Raw genomic sequence first — 18,360 nt, 5'->3', positions numbered from 1 at the left:
CCTCAGCAATTGGGGATGTTCACCGCCAGCCCGCCCAGCGAGGTTTCCTTGTACTTCTCGCTCATGTCCGCGCCGGTCTGGCGCATGGTCTCGATGCAGGCGTCGAGCGGCACGAAATGCGTGCCGTCCCCCCGCAGCGCCAGTGACGCCGCCGAAACGGCCTTTATCGCGCCCAGCCCGTTGCGCTCGATGCAGGGCACCTGAACGAGGCCCTTTACCGGGTCACAGGTCATGCCGAGGTGATGCTCCAGCGCGATCTCGGCGGCATTCTCGATCTGCTGCGGCGTACCGCCCAGCACCGCGCAGAGCCCGGCCGCCGCCATCGCCGAGGCGCTGCCCACCTCGGCCTGGCACCCTGCCTCCGCGCCCGAGATCGACGCGTTGAACTTTACCAGCCCGCCGATGGCGGCCGCGGTCAGCAGGAAGTCCTCTATCCGGCCCTCATGCGCGCCGGGGACATGCTCCAGCCAGTACTTGATGACCGCTGGTACCACGCCCGCCGCGCCGTTTGTGGGGGCCGTCACCACCTGCCCGCCGGCGGCGTTCTCCTCGTTGACGGCCATCGCGTAGGCGCTCATCCAGTCGTTGATCTTGTGCGGGGCGCTCAGGTTGGTGCCGCGCTCGGCGATCAGCGCGTCGCGGATACCCATGGCCCGGCGCTTGACACCCAGCCCGCCGGGCAACACGCCATCGCAATTCAGCCCCCGCTCGATGCAATCGTCCATCACCTGCCAGATGCGCGCCACGCCAGAGCGCAGGTTCTCCGGCCCGCCCCGGGCAACCTCGTTGGCGCGCTTCATCTCGGCGATGCTCTTGCCCGAGCGTTCGGCCATCTCCAGCATCTCGACCGCCGACTTGAACGGGTAGGGCACCGGGTCGCCCTCGTCGGTGTTGCGGCCCGCGGCCAGTTCGGCCTCGGTCATCACGAAGCCGCCGCCAATGGAGTAATAGGTGTCTTGCAGGATCACGTCGCCCTGCGAATCCGTCGCCATCAGGATCATGCCGTTGGCATGGCCCGGCAGGTTCGGCCCGAAATCGAATTGCAGATCGTCCTTGGGGTGGAATTTCAACTCCGGCAGTCCCGGCGGCGTGACCTTATGGGTCTCGCGAATCTGTTCAAGCACCTCCTCGGCGGCCTCGGCGTCATAGGTGTCGGGGCGAAAGCCCGCGAGTCCGAGGATCGTCGCCCGGTCGCTCGCGTGGCCGATCCCGGTAAAGGCGAGCGAGCCGTGCAGCGACCCCTTGAGGCCCGCGTAATGGAATGGCTCGGCGCGCATCCGATCAAGAAAGCGCGCGGCGGCCACCATCGGCCCCATCGTGTGTGACGAGGACGGGCCGATGCCGACCTTGAACATCTCGAAGACGGACAGAAACATGATGCGCGCTCCCTGGTCGCGTGCGTTATCCGGTCTTTCCCGTCGCACCACTTGTCCGAAAGCGACCGTTCGGTGCCGTGTGGATGACATGCGCGCGGCTCAAAGCGCCGCGCCCTCCGGCGGATCGGGATGTTCCGGGGCGGTGAAGGGCTGATCCCCCAACCCCTCGGCGGCGATGGCGGCGCGGGTGCTGTCGCGGGCCTCCAGATCGCGGGCCAGCGCCCCGAGCCGTGGCCAGCGCGACAGGTCGAACCAGTCGGTGTCGCCCGCCGGGTAGAGCGCGGCCCAGCGCAGCGCGGGGCCGAGATAGAGCCCGATCACACCCGGCGCCGCGCCGCTGAACAGCGCCGGGTGGGCGTCCGCCGCGCGGTCGAGCATATCGAGATGGCGCACCGCCTCGCCCTGCATATGCGCGCGCAGCGCCGCCTGCATGGCCCTGTCCGCACCTGCGTATTGATCGGGATAGAAAATCATGCGCAGAGCCGGATGCAGCGTGTTAGACAGGAAAAACAGCCACTTAAGTACCACGGCGCGCTCCGGATCGCCCGGGGCGGGGACCAGCGCGCCATGCCGGTCCGCCAGCCACAAAAGGATTGCGCCGGTCTCGAACACCGGACCGTCCGGCGTCTCCAGCACGGGGATCAGCCCCGCGGGGTTAAGCGCCAGATAGGCCGAAGACTTCTGCGCCCGCGCCCGGCGATCCACCAGCACGGTCTGGTAGGGCGCGCCCAACTCCTCGAGCGCGAGCCGCACGATGAGCGAGGCATTGTCGGGCGCGTAATGCAGCCGGTAGCCGCCGTTCATGGCGTCCGGCCCGGTCGCGTGGGCGGGATCATGAGTCTTTCTGCCAAGAAGACCCCCTACCCGGTTTCGCCGACGTTTTCCGCGAAGGCGGCATCGAACGCTGCCTTCTTTTCGGCGTCGGCATCGGTCTGGTAACGCGCCTTCCACTCGGCATAGGGCATCCCGTAATAGATTTCGCGCGCCTTCTCCTTGGACATCTCGATGCCGCGCTCGTGCGCGGCCTCCTGATACCAGCGGCTCAGGCAATTGCGGCAGAACCCCGCGAGGTTCATCAGGTCGATATTCTGCACGTCGGTGCGCTTGTCCATCAGGTGGGCACGCAGCCTGCGAAAGGCGGCGGCCTCCAGCTCGGTCCGGGTCTGGTCGTCCATGATCTCTCTCCCTTTGATGCAAAGATGGGCCGGGCGGGCACGCCGCGCAAGGCCCCTCAGACACCCACCCGCGCGGCCACGTCGGCGAGGATGGGGGCCAGCCGCGCGCCCCAGGCCGCCTGTGCCTCGCGCGTCTCGATCAGGTCGTTACGCAGCTCGATCAGCACGTTGGGCCGCTCAAAGGCAATGGCGTGGCGGGCGATGCTGTCTCCGGGCAGGTGGCCGCCATAGGGCTCGTTGTCACCGACGCAGAGATCGGGCTCCTCGCGCAGCCTGGCGACCAGCGGCCGGGCCAGTCGCGTGTCGGCGGCGTAGAGCAACCCGATATGCCACGGGCGCGGCGGACGGCCCCGGAATTGCGGCGTGAAACTGTGGACCGAGACGATCACCGTGTCCGCGCGCCGCGCCGCCAACTCGGCCAGCGCGGTGTGATAGGGCCGGTAGAGCCGGTTGAGCCGGCGCAAGAAATCCTCGTCGCTGACGTGCCTGTTGGCCGGGATCACCGTGCCGTCGTAGAGCTTCATCACCAGCGTGGGATCGTCCTCGCCGCGATTCGGGTCGATCACCAGCCGCGAGAAATTCGACAGGATCGCCGGGGCATCGAGCGCGGCGGCCAGCGCGCGGGCCACCCCTGCCGCGCCCACATCATAGGCGATGTGGCGCGCCATGTCCGAAGGGGAAATGCCAAGGCTGCCGCCGCCGACGAAGTCGGGCACGGCGTTGGTGGCGTGATCGCAGGTCACGATCCAGCGTGCGGGGCGCGATCCGCCCTCGATGTGATATGGTTGATGCATGATCCGGGTTGGTATTTGGCGTCCGCCTGCTCTAGGACAGTTGTCGGGAAAAGGGAATTGGGTCATAACGCCCCCGACGCACCGTTAGCGATAACAATTCCGGATTTCAGCAGGAGGACAGCAGATGAGACGGCATCGCAATGTCAAGATCGTGGCCACGCTCGGCCCGGCCTCGTCCGATTACGCCACCATCCGCGCGCTGCACGAGGCCGGCGCGGACGTGTTCCGCCTCAACATGAGCCACGGCGAGCACCACGAGATCGCCGAGCGCCATCGCATCATCCGCGAGATCGAGGCGGAAATGAACAGCCCCATCGCCATCCTCGCCGACCTGCAGGGCCCGAAACTGCGGGTCGGCACCTTTGCCCGCGGCGAGGAGGAACTGATCGAGGGCGCGGCGTTCCGGCTCGACCTCGACGAGGCGGAGGGCGATGCCACCCGCGTTTGCCTGCCTCATCCAGAGATTTTCGCGGCATTGGAGCCGGGGGCGAACCTGCTGGTCAACGACGGCAAGATTCGGCTGCGGGTGAAGGAATGCGCCGCCGATTTCGCCGAATGCGAGGTGATCGTGGGGGGAATAATTTCCAACCGCAAGGGCGTCAACGTGCCCGACGTGGTGCTGCCCGTGGCCGCGCTGTCGGACAAGGACCGCGCCGACCTGGAATTCGCCTGCGAGCTTGGCGTGGACTGGCTCGCGCTCAGCTTCGTGCAGCGCCCCGAGGACGTGAACGAGGCGCGCACGCTGGTGCGGGGGCGCGCCGCGATCATGTCGAAGATCGAGAAACCGGCCGCAGTGACGTGCTTTGACGACATCCTCGCCGTCTCGGACGGGATCATGGTGGCGCGCGGCGATCTCGGCGTGGAACTGCCGGTGCAGAACGTGCCACCGATCCAGAAACGGCTGGTGCGCAAGTGCCGCGCGGCGGCCAAGCCGGTGATCGTCGCCACGCAGATGCTCGAATCGATGATCGAGAGCCCGATGCCCACCCGCGCCGAGGTCTCGGACGTGGCCACCGCCATCTACGAGGGGGCGGACGCGATCATGCTCTCGGCCGAATCGGCGGCGGGCGATTACCCGGTGGAGGCGGTAACCACGATGGACAACGTGGCGCGCGAGGTGGAAAGCGACCCCACCTATCACGAGGTGATCGAGGCCAGCCGCCGCGTCAACCGCCAGAGCATCGCCGACGCCATCGTCGTGGCCGCGCGCGAGATCGCCGAGACCACCGATATCAAGGCGATCTGCTGTTACACCGAATCGGGCACCACCGCGCTGCTGACGGCGCGCGAGCGTCCGCATGTGCCGATCATCGCGCTCACCAGCCTGCGCACCACCGCCCGACGCCTGGCACTGACCTGGGGGGTGAACTGCGTGATGACCGAACAGCTCACCCGGTTCAAGCTGGCGGTGCTCAACGCCGCGCGCGCGGCGCGTGCGCAGGGCTATGCCGACGAGAGCGACCAGATCGTCGTTACCGCGGGCGTGCCCTTCAACGTGCCCGGCACCACCAACATCCTGCGCATCGCACCCTGCAAGGAAAGTTTGATCTACGCCACCGATCCGGGCTAATCACGCTGTTGCGGGATGTCCCGCAGGGGGGTGTTTCGATGGATGCGGATCTGGCGATGGCGATCGGGCTGGTGCTCGGCGTCTTTTCCGTGCCCTCGATACTCTCGGCGATATCGGAGGCGCGCGCGCCGCGCGTCGGCGCGCTGGTGCTTGTGATCGCGGGCGGGATGATCATCTGGGCGATCTCGCAAAAGCCCGGCGGCTACACGTTCGCCGAGCTGCCCGCCGTCATCCTCAACGTGATGGCCCGCTACCTGCCGTAATCGCCGCGCTGGCCGCTCTTGCACAATGCCCGATGCTGGCGTATACGGCGCGCTCAATCCGCTGGTCCGGCCCGAAGAGGCATGCCGAGACGAGCGGGACGACCGACCTACAAAGGAGCCGGAAATGCCCAAGATGAAGACCAAGTCGAGCTGCAAGAAGCGGTTCAAGGTGTCCGCCAATGGCAAGATCATCACCGCCCAGGCTGGCAAGCGCCACGGGATGATCAAGCGCAGCAACAAATTCATCCGCAACGCGCGTGGCACAACCACGCTGAGCAAGGCCGATGAGCAGATCATCAAGCCTATGATGCCGTATTCGCGTTAAGGAGGATTTGAGAGATGTCACGCACCAAAGGTGGGACCGTTACCCACGCTCGCCACAAGAAAGTCACCACCGCGGCCAAAGGCTATTACGGCCGCCGCAAGAATACCTTCAAGGTGGCCGCACAGGCCGTCGACAAGGCCAACCAGTACGCCACGCGCGACCGCAAGAACCGCAAGCGCAATTTCCGCGCGCTGTGGATCCAGCGGATCAACGCCGCCGTGCGCGCCCAGGACGAATCGCTGACCTATTCGCGCTTCATCAACGGGCTGAGCCTCGCCGGTGTCGAGGTGGATCGCAAGGTGCTCGCCGATCTCGCCGTGCACGAACCGTCGGCCTTCGCCGCCATCGTCGATCAGGCGAAAAAGGCGCTCGCGGCCTGACGCCGGTCGCACGCGAGGGACAGAACAAGCGCCGCCCGGGGATCATCCCCGGGCGGCGTTTTCCGTTTCAGGCGTCTTCGCCACTGGCAAGCGGCATGTAGAGATCGCCGCCTTCACGGTACTTCTCTGCCATCGCCGCCATGCCCTCCTTCTGCGCCTCGGCGCGGATGTCGTGGCTGATCCGCATCGAGCAGAATTTCGGCCCGCACATCGAGCAGAAATGCGCCACCTTGTGCGCCTCCTTGGGCAGGGTCTGGTCGTGGAAATCACGCGCCGTCTCGGGATCGAGCGAGAGGTTGAACTGATCCTCCCAGCGGAATTCGAACCGTGCGCGCGAAAGCGCATCATCGCGCCGTTGCGCGCCGGGCAGCCCCTTGGCCAGATCGGCGGCATGGGCCGCGATCTTGTAGGTGATGACGCCGGTTTTCACGTCGTCGCGGTCGGGCAGGCCAAGGTGCTCCTTGGGCGTGACGTAGCAAAGCATCGCGCAGCCGAACCAGCCGATCATCGCCGCGCCGATGCCGCTGGTGATATGGTCATAGCCCGGCGCAATGTCGGTGGTGAGCGGCCCGAGCGTGTAGAACGGGGCCTCGTCACAGCACTCCAACTGCTTGTCCATGTTCTCCTTGATCTTGTGCATCGCCACATGGCCCGGCCCCTCGATCATCACCTGGCAATCCCGGCCCCAGGCGATTTTCGTGAGTTCGCCCAGCGTCTCCAACTCGGCAAACTGCGCCGCGTCATTGGCGTCGGCGATGGAGCCGGGGCGCAGCCCGTCGCCCAGCGAAAAGCTCACGTCGTACTGGCGGCAGATGTCGCAGATTTCCTCGAAATGCTCGTAGAGGAACGACTCGCGGTGGTGATGCAGGCACCACTTCGCCATGATCGAGCCGCCGCGCGACACGATCCCCGTCACCCGCTCCACCGTCATCGGCACCATGTGCAGGCGCACACCGGCGTGGATGGTGAAATAATCCACCCCCTGTTCGGCCTGCTCGATCAGCGTGTCGCGAAACACCTCCCATGTCAGATCCTCTGCGACGCCGTTCACCTTTTCCAGCGCCTGGTAGATCGGCACCGTGCCGATAGGGACGGGGGAATTGCGGATGATCCATTCGCGGGTGTTGTGGATGTTGCGCCCGGTGGAGAGGTCCATCACCGTATCGGCCCCCCAGCGGATCGCCCAGACCAGTTTTTCCACCTCCTCCTCCATCGACGAGGTGACGGCGGAGGTGCCCATGTTGGCGTTGATCTTGACCAGAAAATTGCGACCGATGATCATCGGCTCAAGCTCTGGATGGTTGATATTGGCCGGAATGATGGCGCGGCCTGCCGCGATCTCGGACCGGACAAATTCCGGGGTCACATGGTCAGGAATGTTCGCGCCCCAGTCGTTGCCGTCGCGCGCCGCAACGCTCGCCTCGCGCAACTGATTCTCGCGGATGGCCACGAATTCCATCTCCGGCGTGATGATGCCTGCGCGCGCATAGGCCAGTTGCGTGGGGGCGGCAGCGCCCGTGCCGCGCAGGGGCTCTGCCCGTACCGGAAATTCCGGCACCAGCCGGTCACCGGTGACAAAGCCGTTATCCTCCGGCTTCACGCGGCGGCCCGGATACCCCGCCACGTCCCCGCGCGCCATGATCCACGCGCGGCGCAGGGGCGGCAGGCCACGGGCCACGACGATCGCGGCCTCCGGGTCGGTATAGGCGCCCGAACTGTCATAGACCGGCAGCGGCCCCTCGCCCGCCGTCGGATGGGTGGAAATCTCGCGCATCGGAACGCGGATTTCTGGGTGCAGTGAGCCTGCAACGTAAATCTTGCGCGACGCGGGCAAGGGGCCGGTGGTCACGCTGGGGGACATATCTTGGTTAGGGATGGTCATGCTTGGTGCTCCTCGTTGCACGGTGCCAAAGAGACCAGATGAGCCGTGGCCGGGGAGCATCGGGGCGCAGGTCGCGATCCCGGTTCGGAACCGGCGGACCACCAGCGGTGCGCACGGTTCCTCAGCTTCCTACGCCAGTATCAACTGGGTCAGGTTCAAAGGGTCGCATCACCGGTGTCACCACCTGTCAGCCTCTCAGTCCCCAAGGCGGGACTCCCCTGCAAGACCGGACGCTAGCCGATCCCCATACCCGGGGCAAGCATCGCCCGGCACGCCTCTCTTGTCGGTGCGCCACGTTGCTTGTTAGACGGGTGGGGGCGAATGCCCGGGCGGGCCCGGCATCAAAGCGAACGGACGGGCCGGGAATGACCGACAAGGCGGACACATCCATCCTTCTCACCGGGGCTTCGGGCCGCGTCGGGCGGATGCTGTGCGCCTGCTGGCAGGACGTGGCCCCCGACCTCGCGCTCATCCCGCAATACCGCCGCCCCGCCCCGCCGGGCGCGCTGGCATGGGATCCGCTCGACGGGCCGGGCGGGCTCATCACCCATATCGCAGAGACGGGCCGCCGCCCCGCCGCAATCGTGGCGCTCGCAGGCATAACGCCGGGGCCGGGGCGCGATCTCGGCCTCAACCGCCACATCGCCGAGGCCACGCTCGACGCGGGCCTGCGCGCGGGCGTCACCCGCGTGCTCCTGGCCTCGTCTTCGGCGATCTACGGCGCGGGCGGCAGCCCCTTCACCGAGGACGCCCCCTGCGCCCCGGTCAACGCCTACGGTGCTGCCAAGCTGGAGATGGAGGCCGCCTGCGCGCCGTGGCGCGCGCGCGGCCTCGACATCTGCGCCCTGCGCATCGGCAACGTGGCGGGGGCGGATGCACTCTTGCTCAACGTGGCGCGCACCGGGCCGGGCGGCGCGGTGGTGATCGACCGCTTCGCCGATGGCGGCGGGCCGGTGCGCTCCTATATCGGCCCGGCGACGCTCGCCGCCGTCCTCGCCACGCTGTGCCGCCATCCCGGGCCACTGCCCGAGGCGCTCAACATCGCCGCGCCGGACCCGGTGGCAATGACGGCGCTGGCACAGGCGGCTGGGGCGCAGATCGAGACCCGCCCCGCACCTCAGGGCGCGCATCAGAGCATCACCCTCGATTGCCGCCGCCTCGCCGCGCTGCACCGGTTCGCCCCCGGCGACAGCACACCGGCAGAGATGGTGCGCCAATGGCGCGCGGCGGGTGACGCCTGAGCGCCCTTCGCCCGCGTGTCTCAGGTGCGCCGCAGCGCCCGGAACGCCGCCGAGGCCCCCCAGCCCGCGGCGATGGCGATCGCCAGAGACATCAGCCCATAGGCCAGCGGCTGCTGCCGCGACAGGGTAAAGAGCCAGCGCTCCAGCCCTACCTTTCGCACGTCGATCACCGTCTCGAACCGTGACACCACGCGCCCCTCGCGGGTGAGGAAAATCCGGGTCTTGTAGGCCCCCTCGGTGAGGTTGGCGGGCAGGCTGATCGCGGTGCGAAACAGCGTCTGCTCGTCGAGGGCGACGGCGTTCTCCAATAGCTGGTAGGCATCCGTGCGCTCGCGGATGCGGATGAGTGCGTCGGTAAACCTCTCGGCATCCTCGGCCATGCTCGCCGCGCCGACCGAGCGGATCGCGCGCGGGATCGAGACCCGGTGGCGCAAATCCTCGGTATTGGTCAGCACCTGCTCGAACGGCCCGCTCGTGGCCACCGCGTAAAAGGTAGGCGCGGCGTCGAGATCGACAGCGTCGGTATTGACCCAGATGCCGAAGCGGCGCTCCTTGCGCCGGACCTGCACCGGCTGCGACGGCCCGGCCACCGTGATCACCACGCCGAGCGGCACCTCCGAGATCGGGGCTTCGCGCTTGACCGCGCCGAAAATGAGGATGTCCGAGCCCTCGAACGTGGCGGTGATCGCCACCCGGTCCCGCGACAGGCCCAGCACCACCTCTTCGGCGCGCAGGGGCAGCGTCGCCAGACACAGGAGGAGCGCGAGGCGCAGCATCAGTGCCCCCCCGCGCCCGAGGCGATGGAATAGAGCTCTGACGGTTGCAACAGCAGATCGAGCGCCAGCTTGCCACAGACCGCCAGCACCATGACAGCCAGCAGGATGCGAAGCTGCTCGGCCTTCATCCGGGTGCCGATGGAGGTGCCGAACTGCGCGCCGATCACGCCACCGACCAGCAGGAGCACCGCCAGCGCAACATCAACGGTGAAGTTGGTCGTGGCGTGCAGGAGCGTGGTAAAGGCGGTGACGAAGATGATTTGAAAAAGCGAGGTGCCCACCACTACCTTGGTCGGCATCCCCAAGAGATAGATCATCGCCGGCACCATGATAAAGCCGCCGCCGACGCCCATGATTGCGGTCAGAATGCCGACGCTAAGCCCGACGAGAACAGGCGGAATGACCGAGATATAGAGGCCGCTCGTCCGGAACCGCATTTTAAGCGGCAAACCGTGCACCCAGCCATGTTTCTTGCGCTTGGGTGGCTTGCCGCGCCGCGTCTGGCGAATGGCGCGCAGGCTTTCGAAGAACATGATGCCGCCGATGATGCCCAGAAAGACCACGTAGAAGAGCTTGACCAGCAGATCGACCTGTCCAAGCGATTTGAGGTAATTGAACAGCACAACGCCGAGCGCGGCCCCGACAAGGCCACCGATCAGCAATACCACCCCCATCCTGAGATCCACCGTCTTTCGCCTGAAATGCGCAAAGACCCCGGAAATCGAGGAGGCAACAATCTGATTGGCGCTCGTCGCAACCGCGACCGGAGGCGGCACACCGATAAAGAACAGCAGCGGCGTCATCAGAAAGCCGCCACCGACTCCGAACATGCCCGACAGCACACCCACGAACCCGCCCAATCCCAGAAGCAGGAAGGCGTTGACCGAAACCTCGGCGATGGGGAGATAAATCTGCATGTCGATTGTTAGACCCATGCTACCGCGACATGCAAGGGAACGGCACGGTTTGGACACCGGACAGGTGATGAATTCTTGTTGCCGGAAAGCGTCTTTCGCAAAGCGCGAAGACGCGCGGCTTAACCGAGATGCTTTTCCAGGATCAGCGCGTCCACCGCTATGCCGCCTGCGCGCGGATAATAGCCCGCGCGGCGCGCGCATTCGCGCCAGCGGGCGGCGGCATAAAGGGCGCGGGCCGCCGCGTTGTCGGCGGCCACCTCGAGAAAGCCGCGCACCGCCCCGCGCGCCTTTGCCTCGGCCTCGAACCCCGCAAGGCACGCGCGCCCCAACCCCGCACGCCGCTGCCCCGGATCGGTGGCCAGCGTCAGCAATTCCGCCTCGTCGGCGATCGCCCGGCCAAGGGCAAAGGCGCGCGCATCGCCCACGACAAAGGTATGCGGGCTGTCCAGAAGGGCCGCGAATTCCGCCGCCGACCATCCCCGCCCCTGCCCCGCGAAGGCGCGGGCGTGGGTGGCGGACAGGGTCTCAGGCGTCATCGAGGATCATCGGCGGTACGTCTCGGGCGGGCGCGGCATCGGCGGGCCGGACATAGAGCGGCGCGGGCGGCGGCGCATCGGCGGGGGCATCGCGGGCCAGCAGCGCGATCATCCGCGCCATCTCCGAGGGTGGCGGCGGCCCGGCGGGATCGGACACGTCGGACGCGGGGATCAGCGCCGGGACCGCGCCAGCACCAAGGACATGCACCATGCCACGAGGCGCGGGAACAGCAGGCGTGCCGCCCCTTTCCAGCGCGCGGATCACGTCGAAAGTGCTGATTCCAAAAGCAGAAATATCGAGGGACAGCGCCAAGCCCCTTGCCGCGGCCACCGAGATGCGGATGCCGGTGAAATTGCCGGGGCCAATGCCGACCCCGATGCGGTCGAGATCGCGCCACGTCGCGCCCCCCTCGGCCAGCACCTCCTCCAGAAGCGGCATCAGCCGCTCGGCCTGACCGCGGCCCATCTCTTCGGCGCGGGCGGCCAGAACCCGCCCACCCGACAGCAAAGCGGCCGCGCAATGCGCGGCCGATGTGTCGAAGCCCAATGTCAGAGGTTCAGAGCCCAACGGGGCGCACCTCTGTCACCTCGGGGATGTAGTGGCGCAGCAGGTTCTCGATGCCCATCTTCAGCGTGATGGTCGAGGACGGGCAGCCCGCGCAGGCGCCTTGCATATGGAGATAGACCACCCCGCGCTCGAACCCGTGAAAGGTGATGTCGCCACCGTCCTGCGCCACGGCGGGGCGCACGCGGGTATCGAGCAACTCCTTGATCTGGCCAACGATTTCCGAGTCTTCGCCGCTGTGGTCCGCGTGGCCGGAGGCGCCGCCACCCTCTTGGGACATGACCGGCTGGCCGGATTGGTAATGCTCCATGATCGCGCCGAGGATGGCCGGCTTGACATGGTCCCACTCGGTGTCGTCTGCCTTGGTCACGGTGACGAAGTCATTGCCCAGGAACACCCCTGCGATCCCCGGGACGCGAAAGATGCGCGCCGCCAGAGGCGAGGCCTCGGCCCCCTCTGCGCTCGGGAAATCGGCGGTGCCGCCTTCGAGCACGGCCTGGCCCGGGAGGAACTTGAGCGTCGCGGGGTTGGGTGTGGATTCGGTCTGGATGAACATGGGAAGCCCCTTTTTCAGCTAAGGCAGATATGCGCGCGGGCGGGCCGCGAGTCAAGGTTTGGAACGATTCTAAACATGCGCGGGCCGGTGCGAAACGACAGGTTCGGGCGCCGAACCGCGAGGTTCGCGGCGCTCAGGTGATCGCCTCGAGCCGGTCCTTGCTAAGGTCGCCCGGAACGATGGTGATCGGGATCGGCAGCCCGCCGGCATTGCGGGTCAGTTGCGTAACCAGCGGCCCCGGCCCCTTCTTGTCCGAGGCGGCGCCGAGCACGAGCACCCCGATATCGGGGTCGTCACGGACCTGCGCCATGATCTCGGCAACCGGCTCGCCCTCGCGGATGGCCAGCTCGGGGTCGACACCTTGCTTGTCGCGCATCCACTTGGCAAACACCTCGAAATGCGCCTCGATGCGCTCGCGGGCCTCTTCGCGCATGATGTCGCCCACGCCGATCCAGTGGTTGAATTCCTCGGGCGGAATCACCGCGAGCACCTCGACGCCGCCGCCGGTATGCGCCGCGCGCATCGCCGCAAAGCGAATGGCGTTGAGACATTCGCGGCTATCGTCGAGCACCACGAGAAACTTGCGCATGGACCGGCCTCCTCAAACCGGCATCATGACGCGGAACCCACGCCGGGGCAAGAGAGGTGAGGGGGGGGGCAGTTGGCGCCCGGCTTGTAGTATTTTCCCCAAATCTCCAAGCAGCCACCGTCGTAGCCTGTCAATCCCCCTGCTGCGTTTGATCAGGCACGGCTTTGGCAGGCGCTTCCTCTGTTACAGTTGGCGACTCGCTCTCGCTGGTGGGTGCCTCGTTGGTTTCGACGTTTACTGACACGTTGCCGTCCGTCGGCTCGGACGAGCGGGATATCATCATCCCATCGCCCAAGACAAAATAGGCGATGATCGCGACGACAACGATCACTCCGCCTAGCAAGAACCAGAGCATTCCGCCGTTACCGGAGGGTTTTGCTTCCGTCCGATTGATCGTCGTGTGCGTGGTCTCTGGAGTCTTCTCCACTTTCACGTCATCCATAGCTTTCTCCTTGAATTCCGTTCTTGAGTAAGGGGCTATCGGCTGAGGGTAGCGAAACTTTCAGGCGCTAACCTCGCAGACGCGGTCCGAATTGGATCGCGTCTGCAGGTGAAACCCCGGTCACCCCATTTCTGATCGCAGCGGCCTGTTCGAAGAAGAGCAATCCGGTTTCCGGGGCCGCGACGATTCTACTGGCCAGTCAATGGCGACTGGCAGCATTATCGAACTATATGAACGACCCGGCGCTCCTCGCGCTCCACGATGACGGGCACACCATTGACGTAGGTGTAATAGTATTCGCTATCGGGTACTTCCCTGAGGGTAACCGTTTCGGGAATGCCCGCGCCCACAACGACCTCACCGTCCAGGTAAACCGGATCCACGGGATTGCTTCGAACGTATGTCGTCACCCGCTCGTCGGGCGTAGCCATGGCTCCGACGCCCAGGCCGATGGCCCCGCCGACGAGCGCCCCGACCGGACCCCCGACAAGCGCACCGGCAACCGCACCAGTGGCGCCTCCAGCGGCAGTCGTTGCGTCCTTATCGTCATAGGCAACAGAGGGTATCTCGATGCGTTCACGGTTGACGTAGATCGGAACCTGGGCATCGTCGATCATGGCAGTCAAGTAGTCGCCTGATGCCCATCCATCGGTGCCGGCATAGTTGACCCGGCACCAGCTGGACGCCTCGAGACACCCATCGACTGTCACGGCTTCCGTCGCGGGAATTACCGTTGTGATCTCGTACATGGGTCCGGGACCGGTGCGCAGATTCAAGTCGGTCCATGCCGTTGCCGTGGTTTCGGCATATGCGGACGTGGCCACAAGCAGACCTGCAACTGTAGCGCCGAGAGAAATCTTGATACTCATGACATAATCCTTTTTGGCTGTGCCCGCGACGCAGCTAACAGAGGCAAGCCAACGGCTTACTCGTTACGCGTTTTCATAAACGTCCGAGACAGACAGTTTCGCGACCGAATTCTCGGTCACCAAGCATCACAATATAGGAATCCAGCGGTCGTCGTACTGATCCAGATCAGGGTCTTGTCCTAGGCAGAGGAGTGCCGCCGCGTCTTGCGACGAATATCTTTCACCGCCTGTTCGGCGGGGGCTTTGGTCGGTGATTCCGATTTAGAGGATTTGGATCTCATCTGCATTCCTTCGTCCTCCGACGAGGCCCATACCGGGGCATCCATGCCATCAACAGAGCCGCTCTACATGCTCGCCTTCGTCGCCATGCGGTTCAACCCGGACCTCAAAGCAGAATACATCGCACTTCGCGAGGCCGGAAAGCCTCTCTTTTCGTCTCATGGCTGGGGTAGCGACCGAAGATGTCACGGGCATCAAAGATGACGGTTTCTTCTGGGGGGCAGTGTCACCAACCAAAAGGCCGGGCCATTCGGACAGCTACTGTACGGCCGCCCCTTCTGATACAAACCTGCCTTCTGCTGCAATCCAGTTCTGGAGTCAGATCCTTGCGAGCGGGTTGCGCTGGGAAAGGGAAACCGGGTCCCCGCTTGATGGACGCTCTGTCTGATCAAGAGCGTTCACAGATGAGCTTGCTGAGAACGGCAGAAATTGCGTCAGAACATCGGCGGGTTCCGGCAGCTTGCGCCGTTGTCGTGGCATGACCCGAATATCGGGAGATTGGACAAGATGATTTCGAATAAGCCGAAGTCGCTATCGATTCAGATCGTCACCTCGTTGCTTGTGCTGACAGGCACCGGCCTGCTGAGCCTGGGTTTTGTCGCCCATGACGCAGTCAGCAAGGTCGATGAAGCCTCCGCCGCCCAGCAGGAGCGTTTCGCCGCCGGCAATCTTGCAACGGAGATTTCGCGGCTACCCGAGGATCAGCGCAGTGCGACGTTCTGGGACGAGGCGGTACTGCAAACCGCAGCCCGGGATCAGGACTGGATGGATGAAAACCTCGGCATCTGGATGCATGAGTATTTCGGGCACAATGAAAGCTATGTTCTGGACGAGAAGAACATGCCCTTCTACGCGGCGATCGAGATCGAGCGCGCCTCCCCTGATGCATACACCGAACGGGCCGCACTCATTGAGCCGCTCGTCGAGCAGCTTCGCGCGTCAATGGCCCAGGTGAGCGAAGGGGGAGACAATCCCTATGAAGAGCTTGCCGAGACATCGGTCGTTGCTCCGCTGCGGTTCAGCGACGTGACGGCCATTGTCAGCGTGGTTCCGATCATTACAACCGGGGATATCCTGCAGAGGCCGGGGACGGAATCGCTGCATGTCGCGCTACAATATGTCGATGCCGAACTTGCTCAGCAAATTGGTGCGCCGGTCGAGCTAGAGGACGTGGCTTTCGGGCCTGCGCCGCCCGAAAGCGGGCGTGCAGGCGTCGCGGTGACCGATACAACGGGCGATGACATCGCCTGGCTGACCTGGCAACCCGCGCACCCAGGCACGGCGCTCTTACTCAGGATGCTGCCAGTACTGCTGTCTGCCGGGCTGGTTGGAATTTTACTGATGTCGTGGATTGTACAGCGCCTTCTGCGGGTTTCGGGGCAATTGCAGGTCAGCGAGGCGCAGGCGCGATTCCTGGCGCATCATGACGCGCTGACCGGTCTTCCGAACCGAACCTTGTTTCAGGACCGTCTGGCGCAGGCCATGTACGCGACGGCGCGCGGTGGCCAGCCAGTGGCTCTGGTCGCGATCGATCTTGACCGGTTCAAGCTGATCAACGACTCGCTCGGCCACCCGGCGGGGGACGAACTGATCCGCCAGGTCGGCGACCGGCTGGTGGAACTGGTCCGGGCGAGCGATACCGTCGCGCGTTTCGGTGGTGACGAGTTTGTGATCCTCCTGCGTGGCGTGGACGGGGACGATGATCTGAGGCGCTTTTGCGCGCGGATCGTCGATCATCTGTCGCGCCCCTATGAATTGCTGGGAAATACCGGCTGCATCGGGGCAAGCGTCGGCGCGGTGCGGGCCGGTTCGGACGACAGGGATTGGGACGAGATGATGCGCCGTGCGGACATCGCACTCTATAGGGCGAAATCCGAAGGAAAGGGCCGCTACAGCCTGTTCGAGCCGATCATGGGCAAGATCGAACATGAGCGCAATCAGATCGAAACCGACCTGCGCGCTGCACTGGAAACAGGCACCGGCCTCAGCCTCGTCTACCAGCCCTTCTACGACGTAGATGGCCGGATGACAGGCGCCGAAGCGCTGTGCCGCTGGGATCACCCAGAGCATGGCGCGCTTTCACCCGAAATCTTCATCAGAGTGGCCGAGGAACGCGGACTGATCGACCAACTCGGCCAGCAGGTGCTGGAACAGGCCTGTCGCTTTGCTGCTGGCACCAGCCTTGCGAAGATCGCGGTCAACGTTTCCCCCATGCAACTTAAAAATCCCCAGTTTGTCCCGATGGTCCTCGACACCATCAAGGATGCCGGGCTCGCGGCGACGCGCCTTGAATTAGAATTGACCGAAAAGGTGCTGCTTGAGCAATCTATCGATATCCAAGAGAAGATTATACAACTACGTGCCGCAGGCATCACCATTGCACTGGACGATTTTGCGACCGGCAACTCGTCATTGAAATACTTGCGTGACTATCCGGTCGATGCCGTCAAGATTGATCGATCCTTCATCAAGCGCCTTGGCATGGACGCGGAGTGCGACGACCTTGTGCAAGCGATCTTCGATCTCGCCCGAGCCCTGGGAGTTTCAGTAACCGTAGAGGGTGTGGAAACCGAGAGTCAGCATGAGCGCCTCACTGCCATGGGGTGCAAGACGTTCCAGGGCTATCTGCTGAACCGCCCGATGGACCCCCGGCAACTTTCGGCGCTTGTGGCAAAGAAAGACACCACGATAGCGAAACGCATCGATCTGACAGCCGTCGGCTAACCTCGCACATAGGCCGAGCGCGCAGAAGTGGTTCGGCTCGTCTGGTGAACCGGAATGCGCCAATTCCCCTTATTGTCTATAACGTGAGGGTGTTTCTGCTTGACCCCGCACCATGGTGCGGGGGTTAGGTTTCAGTGGCTGAGAGGAAACCTTGATGGAACAGACGATAGGCAAGGTTGCGAAAGCCGCTGGTGTGCGGATTGCAACCATCAGATTCTACGAGCGTCGGGGTCTGATCACGCAACCGTGCAAGCCGGAGAGCGGATACCGGACCTACCCGCCCGACACCGTGGCGCGCATCCGCTTTATCCGTCAAGCGCAGGAGACCGGCTTTTCGCTGGCGGAAATCGGCGATCTGCTCGCGCTCCACACGGATCCCGATGCAGACTGCGGCAATGTCCGCGAGTGTGCCCAAGCGAAACGCGCCGAAGTCGAATACAAGATCGGTCAGCTCATGCGCATTCGCGACGCGCTCGACGAGATGATCGCGTCCTGTCCCGGACATGGCGCACTGCACGAGTGCACCATCCTGAACGCGCTCGGCGAGAGCGGCGAAGAGGCGCCTGAATGAAAGAAAGGAAGTCAAGGATGCGAAAGCCGCTATGGGCAGGTATGACCAGCCTGTTTCTGACCGTTGTGGCGGGTCCGGTGATGGCGGGACCGGCCTACGAGGTCCACGTTGCCGGGCTTGCCTGCCCGTTCTGCGCCTACGGGATCGAAAAGGCCTTTAATGAAATCCAAGGTGTCGAAAACGCCCTTACGGACCTCGGCGCCGGGGTTGTCGTGGTCGAAATGGCCGATGGCGCGACGCTGAGCGAAGCACAGGCCAGAACAGCTGTCGATAAGGCCGGCTTTACGCTGGAGGGCCTTGAGAAGACGGGAGATTGAGATTGAAGCACGCCTTCCTCTCAAGCGTCGACCGGTCTTTCCGCGCCTCGGGCGCCATTCTTGCCAGCACTCTTGCCGGGCTCTTTTCCGGTCAGGCGCTGGCAGCGCCGCAAACCTTCAACACCGCCTTGCCCGTCGCAGAGGGCGAGGCCGTGTTTCGCGAACAGTTCCTTTACCGCAAGGCCGATGACGACCCAGGCCCGGCCAACCGCG

The 18,360-nt window shown here is 64.8% G+C and carries 22 protein-coding genes and 1 riboswitch; of the genes, 9 read left to right on the top strand and 13 right to left on the bottom strand.

Annotated elements, in window-relative coordinates:
• Positions 1-2: 2 nt before the first annotated feature.
• From CRJ03_RS01525 to CRJ03_RS01510, 4 genes are all read right to left on the bottom strand, one after another.
• Positions 3-1,376, bottom strand: coding sequence for an L-serine ammonia-lyase (locus CRJ03_RS01525; protein WP_104017161.1), 1,374 nt, complete (start codon positions 1,374-1,376; stop codon positions 3-5).
• Positions 1,377-1,475: 99 nt separating this feature from the next.
• Entirely contained in the window at positions 1,476-2,180 is a 705-nt protein-coding gene (locus CRJ03_RS01520; RefSeq protein ID WP_104017160.1) for a glutathione S-transferase family protein, read from the bottom strand.
• 56 nt (positions 2,181-2,236) lie between these two features.
• Positions 2,237-2,551 carry a DUF1244 domain-containing protein gene (locus tag CRJ03_RS01515; RefSeq protein WP_104017159.1) on the bottom strand — a complete coding sequence of 105 codons (315 nt, stop codon included), beginning with the start codon at positions 2,549-2,551 and terminating at the stop codon, positions 2,237-2,239.
• A 56-nt stretch (positions 2,552-2,607) separates the two neighbouring features.
• The gene (locus CRJ03_RS01510; protein ID WP_104017158.1) at positions 2,608-3,345 is read right to left on the bottom strand and encodes an N-formylglutamate amidohydrolase; all 738 of its coding nucleotides are present in this window, start codon (positions 3,343-3,345) and stop codon (positions 2,608-2,610) included.
• 124 nt (positions 3,346-3,469) lie between these two features.
• Here CRJ03_RS01510 and pyk point away from each other — a divergent pair, with 124 nt between their 5' ends.
• From pyk to rplT, 4 genes are all read left to right on the top strand, one after another.
• Positions 3,470-4,915, top strand: coding sequence for a pyruvate kinase (pyk, locus tag CRJ03_RS01505; RefSeq protein ID WP_104017157.1), 1,446 nt, complete (start codon positions 3,470-3,472; stop codon positions 4,913-4,915).
• Positions 4,916-4,953: 38 nt separating this feature from the next.
• Positions 4,954-5,178, top strand: a complete 225-nt coding sequence (locus tag CRJ03_RS01500; RefSeq protein WP_104017156.1) for a hypothetical protein — start codon at positions 4,954-4,956, stop codon at positions 5,176-5,178.
• A 124-nt stretch (positions 5,179-5,302) separates the two neighbouring features.
• Entirely contained in the window at positions 5,303-5,503 is a 201-nt protein-coding gene (gene rpmI / locus CRJ03_RS01495) for a 50S ribosomal protein L35 (RefSeq protein ID WP_104017155.1), read from the top strand.
• A gap of 14 nt (positions 5,504-5,517) precedes the next feature.
• Entirely contained in the window at positions 5,518-5,883 is a 366-nt protein-coding gene (gene rplT / locus CRJ03_RS01490; RefSeq protein ID WP_104017154.1) for a 50S ribosomal protein L20, read from the top strand.
• Between the two features lie 67 nt (positions 5,884-5,950).
• On the opposite strand, the gene thiC is transcribed toward rplT, so the two are convergent.
• Positions 5,951-7,765 (bottom strand): phosphomethylpyrimidine synthase ThiC, encoded by a 1,815-nt coding sequence (thiC, locus tag CRJ03_RS01485; RefSeq protein ID WP_104017153.1) that lies wholly within the window; start codon positions 7,763-7,765, stop codon positions 5,951-5,953.
• A 109-nt stretch (positions 7,766-7,874) separates the two neighbouring features.
• Positions 7,875-7,995: riboswitch (TPP riboswitch) on the bottom strand.
• A gap of 135 nt (positions 7,996-8,130) precedes the next feature.
• Here thiC and CRJ03_RS01480 point away from each other — a divergent pair.
• Positions 8,131-9,006, top strand: coding sequence for an NAD-dependent epimerase/dehydratase family protein (locus CRJ03_RS01480; RefSeq protein WP_104017152.1), 876 nt, complete (start codon positions 8,131-8,133; stop codon positions 9,004-9,006).
• A 20-nt stretch (positions 9,007-9,026) separates the two neighbouring features.
• Here CRJ03_RS01480 and CRJ03_RS01475 read toward each other — a convergent pair whose 3' ends face one another.
• The 8 genes from CRJ03_RS01475 to CRJ03_RS01440 all read right to left on the bottom strand — a co-directional run bounded on the left by CRJ03_RS01475 (position 9,027) and on the right by CRJ03_RS01440 (position 14,256).
• Entirely contained in the window at positions 9,027-9,782 is a 756-nt protein-coding gene (locus CRJ03_RS01475) for a TIGR02186 family protein (protein ID WP_104017151.1), read from the bottom strand.
• The gene (locus CRJ03_RS01470; RefSeq protein ID WP_104017150.1) at positions 9,782-10,699 is read right to left on the bottom strand and encodes a sulfite exporter TauE/SafE family protein; all 918 of its coding nucleotides are present in this window, start codon (positions 10,697-10,699) and stop codon (positions 9,782-9,784) included. The genes CRJ03_RS01475 and CRJ03_RS01470 overlap by 1 nt, the downstream gene beginning before the upstream one ends.
• A 119-nt stretch (positions 10,700-10,818) precedes the next feature.
• Positions 10,819-11,235 (bottom strand): GNAT family N-acetyltransferase, encoded by a 417-nt coding sequence (locus CRJ03_RS01465; RefSeq protein WP_104017149.1) that lies wholly within the window; start codon positions 11,233-11,235, stop codon positions 10,819-10,821.
• Positions 11,225-11,803, bottom strand: coding sequence for a tRNA (adenosine(37)-N6)-threonylcarbamoyltransferase complex dimerization subunit type 1 TsaB (gene tsaB, locus CRJ03_RS01460; protein WP_104017148.1), 579 nt, complete (start codon positions 11,801-11,803; stop codon positions 11,225-11,227). Before tsaB ends, CRJ03_RS01465 begins: the two co-directional genes overlap by 11 nt.
• Entirely contained in the window at positions 11,793-12,356 is a 564-nt protein-coding gene (locus tag CRJ03_RS01455; RefSeq protein WP_104017147.1) for a NifU family protein, read from the bottom strand. Before CRJ03_RS01455 ends, tsaB begins: the two co-directional genes overlap by 11 nt.
• 133 nt (positions 12,357-12,489) lie before the next feature.
• Positions 12,490-12,945, bottom strand: coding sequence for a universal stress protein (locus CRJ03_RS01450; protein WP_104017146.1), 456 nt, complete (start codon positions 12,943-12,945; stop codon positions 12,490-12,492).
• A gap of 130 nt (positions 12,946-13,075) precedes the next feature.
• Positions 13,076-13,387: a hypothetical protein gene (locus CRJ03_RS01445; RefSeq protein WP_104017145.1), complete on the bottom strand. Its 312-nt coding sequence runs from the start codon at positions 13,385-13,387 to the stop codon at positions 13,076-13,078.
• A 218-nt stretch (positions 13,388-13,605) separates the two neighbouring features.
• Positions 13,606-14,256: a DUF1236 domain-containing protein gene (locus CRJ03_RS01440; protein WP_104017144.1), complete on the bottom strand. Its 651-nt coding sequence runs from the start codon at positions 14,254-14,256 to the stop codon at positions 13,606-13,608.
• A gap of 708 nt (positions 14,257-14,964) precedes the next feature.
• Between CRJ03_RS01440 and CRJ03_RS01430 the strand changes: the two genes are divergently transcribed.
• From CRJ03_RS01430 to CRJ03_RS01415, 4 genes are all read left to right on the top strand, one after another.
• Positions 14,965-17,259: a putative bifunctional diguanylate cyclase/phosphodiesterase gene (locus CRJ03_RS01430; protein ID WP_129590219.1), complete on the top strand. Its 2,295-nt coding sequence runs from the start codon at positions 14,965-14,967 to the stop codon at positions 17,257-17,259.
• 154 nt (positions 17,260-17,413) lie between these two features.
• Positions 17,414-17,830, top strand: coding sequence for a MerR family DNA-binding protein (locus CRJ03_RS01425; RefSeq protein WP_104017141.1), 417 nt, complete (start codon positions 17,414-17,416; stop codon positions 17,828-17,830).
• A 41-nt stretch (positions 17,831-17,871) separates the two neighbouring features.
• Positions 17,872-18,147: a heavy-metal-associated domain-containing protein gene (locus tag CRJ03_RS01420; protein ID WP_206018275.1), complete on the top strand. Its 276-nt coding sequence runs from the start codon at positions 17,872-17,874 to the stop codon at positions 18,145-18,147.
• A 2-nt stretch (positions 18,148-18,149) separates the two neighbouring features.
• On the top strand, positions 18,150-18,360 hold a 211-nt coding region (locus CRJ03_RS01415; RefSeq protein WP_206018274.1), incomplete at its 3' end, for a hypothetical protein.

Origin of the sequence: Roseovarius nitratireducens, from assembly GCF_002925845.1 — a bacterium.
Lineage (GTDB): Bacteria > Pseudomonadota > Alphaproteobacteria > Rhodobacterales > Rhodobacteraceae > Roseovarius > Roseovarius nitratireducens.
Note: the sequence above shows the minus strand (reverse complement) of the source record. Positions and strands in the feature narration are given on the sequence as shown.

What these genes read in the sequence shown, in the direction of transcription:
- rpmI (WP_104017155.1), top strand. Translation starts at nt 5,303, where the DNA reads ATGCCCAAGATGAAGACCAAGTCGAGCTGCAAGAAGCGGTTCAAGGTG.
- CRJ03_RS01455 (WP_104017147.1), bottom strand. Translation starts at nt 12,356, where the DNA reads ATGTTCATCCAGACCGAATCCACACCCAACCCCGCGACGCTCAAGTTC.
- CRJ03_RS01470 (WP_104017150.1), bottom strand. Translation starts at nt 10,699, where the DNA reads ATGCAGATTTATCTCCCCATCGCCGAGGTTTCGGTCAACGCCTTCCTG.
- CRJ03_RS01475 (WP_104017151.1), bottom strand. Translation starts at nt 9,782, where the DNA reads ATGCTGCGCCTCGCGCTCCTCCTGTGTCTGGCGACGCTGCCCCTGCGC.
- CRJ03_RS01500 (WP_104017156.1), top strand. Translation starts at nt 4,954, where the DNA reads ATGGATGCGGATCTGGCGATGGCGATCGGGCTGGTGCTCGGCGTCTTT.
- CRJ03_RS01525 (WP_104017161.1), bottom strand. Translation starts at nt 1,376, where the DNA reads ATGTTTCTGTCCGTCTTCGAGATGTTCAAGGTCGGCATCGGCCCGTCC.
- CRJ03_RS01445 (WP_104017145.1), bottom strand. Translation starts at nt 13,387, where the DNA reads ATGGATGACGTGAAAGTGGAGAAGACTCCAGAGACCACGCACACGACG.
- pyk (WP_104017157.1), top strand. Translation starts at nt 3,470, where the DNA reads ATGAGACGGCATCGCAATGTCAAGATCGTGGCCACGCTCGGCCCGGCC.
- CRJ03_RS01440 (WP_104017144.1), bottom strand. Translation starts at nt 14,256, where the DNA reads ATGAGTATCAAGATTTCTCTCGGCGCTACAGTTGCAGGTCTGCTTGTG.
- CRJ03_RS01425 (WP_104017141.1), top strand. Translation starts at nt 17,414, where the DNA reads ATGGAACAGACGATAGGCAAGGTTGCGAAAGCCGCTGGTGTGCGGATT.
- CRJ03_RS01465 (WP_104017149.1), bottom strand. Translation starts at nt 11,235, where the DNA reads ATGACGCCTGAGACCCTGTCCGCCACCCACGCCCGCGCCTTCGCGGGG.
- thiC (WP_104017153.1), bottom strand. Translation starts at nt 7,765, where the DNA reads ATGACCATCCCTAACCAAGATATGTCCCCCAGCGTGACCACCGGCCCC.
- CRJ03_RS01480 (WP_104017152.1), top strand. Translation starts at nt 8,131, where the DNA reads ATGACCGACAAGGCGGACACATCCATCCTTCTCACCGGGGCTTCGGGC.
- CRJ03_RS01510 (WP_104017158.1), bottom strand. Translation starts at nt 3,345, where the DNA reads ATGCATCAACCATATCACATCGAGGGCGGATCGCGCCCCGCACGCTGG.
- CRJ03_RS01520 (WP_104017160.1), bottom strand. Translation starts at nt 2,180, where the DNA reads ATGAACGGCGGCTACCGGCTGCATTACGCGCCCGACAATGCCTCGCTC.
- CRJ03_RS01420 (WP_206018275.1), top strand. Translation starts at nt 17,872, where the DNA reads ATGACCAGCCTGTTTCTGACCGTTGTGGCGGGTCCGGTGATGGCGGGA.
- CRJ03_RS01515 (WP_104017159.1), bottom strand. Translation starts at nt 2,551, where the DNA reads ATGGACGACCAGACCCGGACCGAGCTGGAGGCCGCCGCCTTTCGCAGG.
- CRJ03_RS01450 (WP_104017146.1), bottom strand. Translation starts at nt 12,945, where the DNA reads ATGCGCAAGTTTCTCGTGGTGCTCGACGATAGCCGCGAATGTCTCAAC.
- rplT (WP_104017154.1), top strand. Translation starts at nt 5,518, where the DNA reads ATGTCACGCACCAAAGGTGGGACCGTTACCCACGCTCGCCACAAGAAA.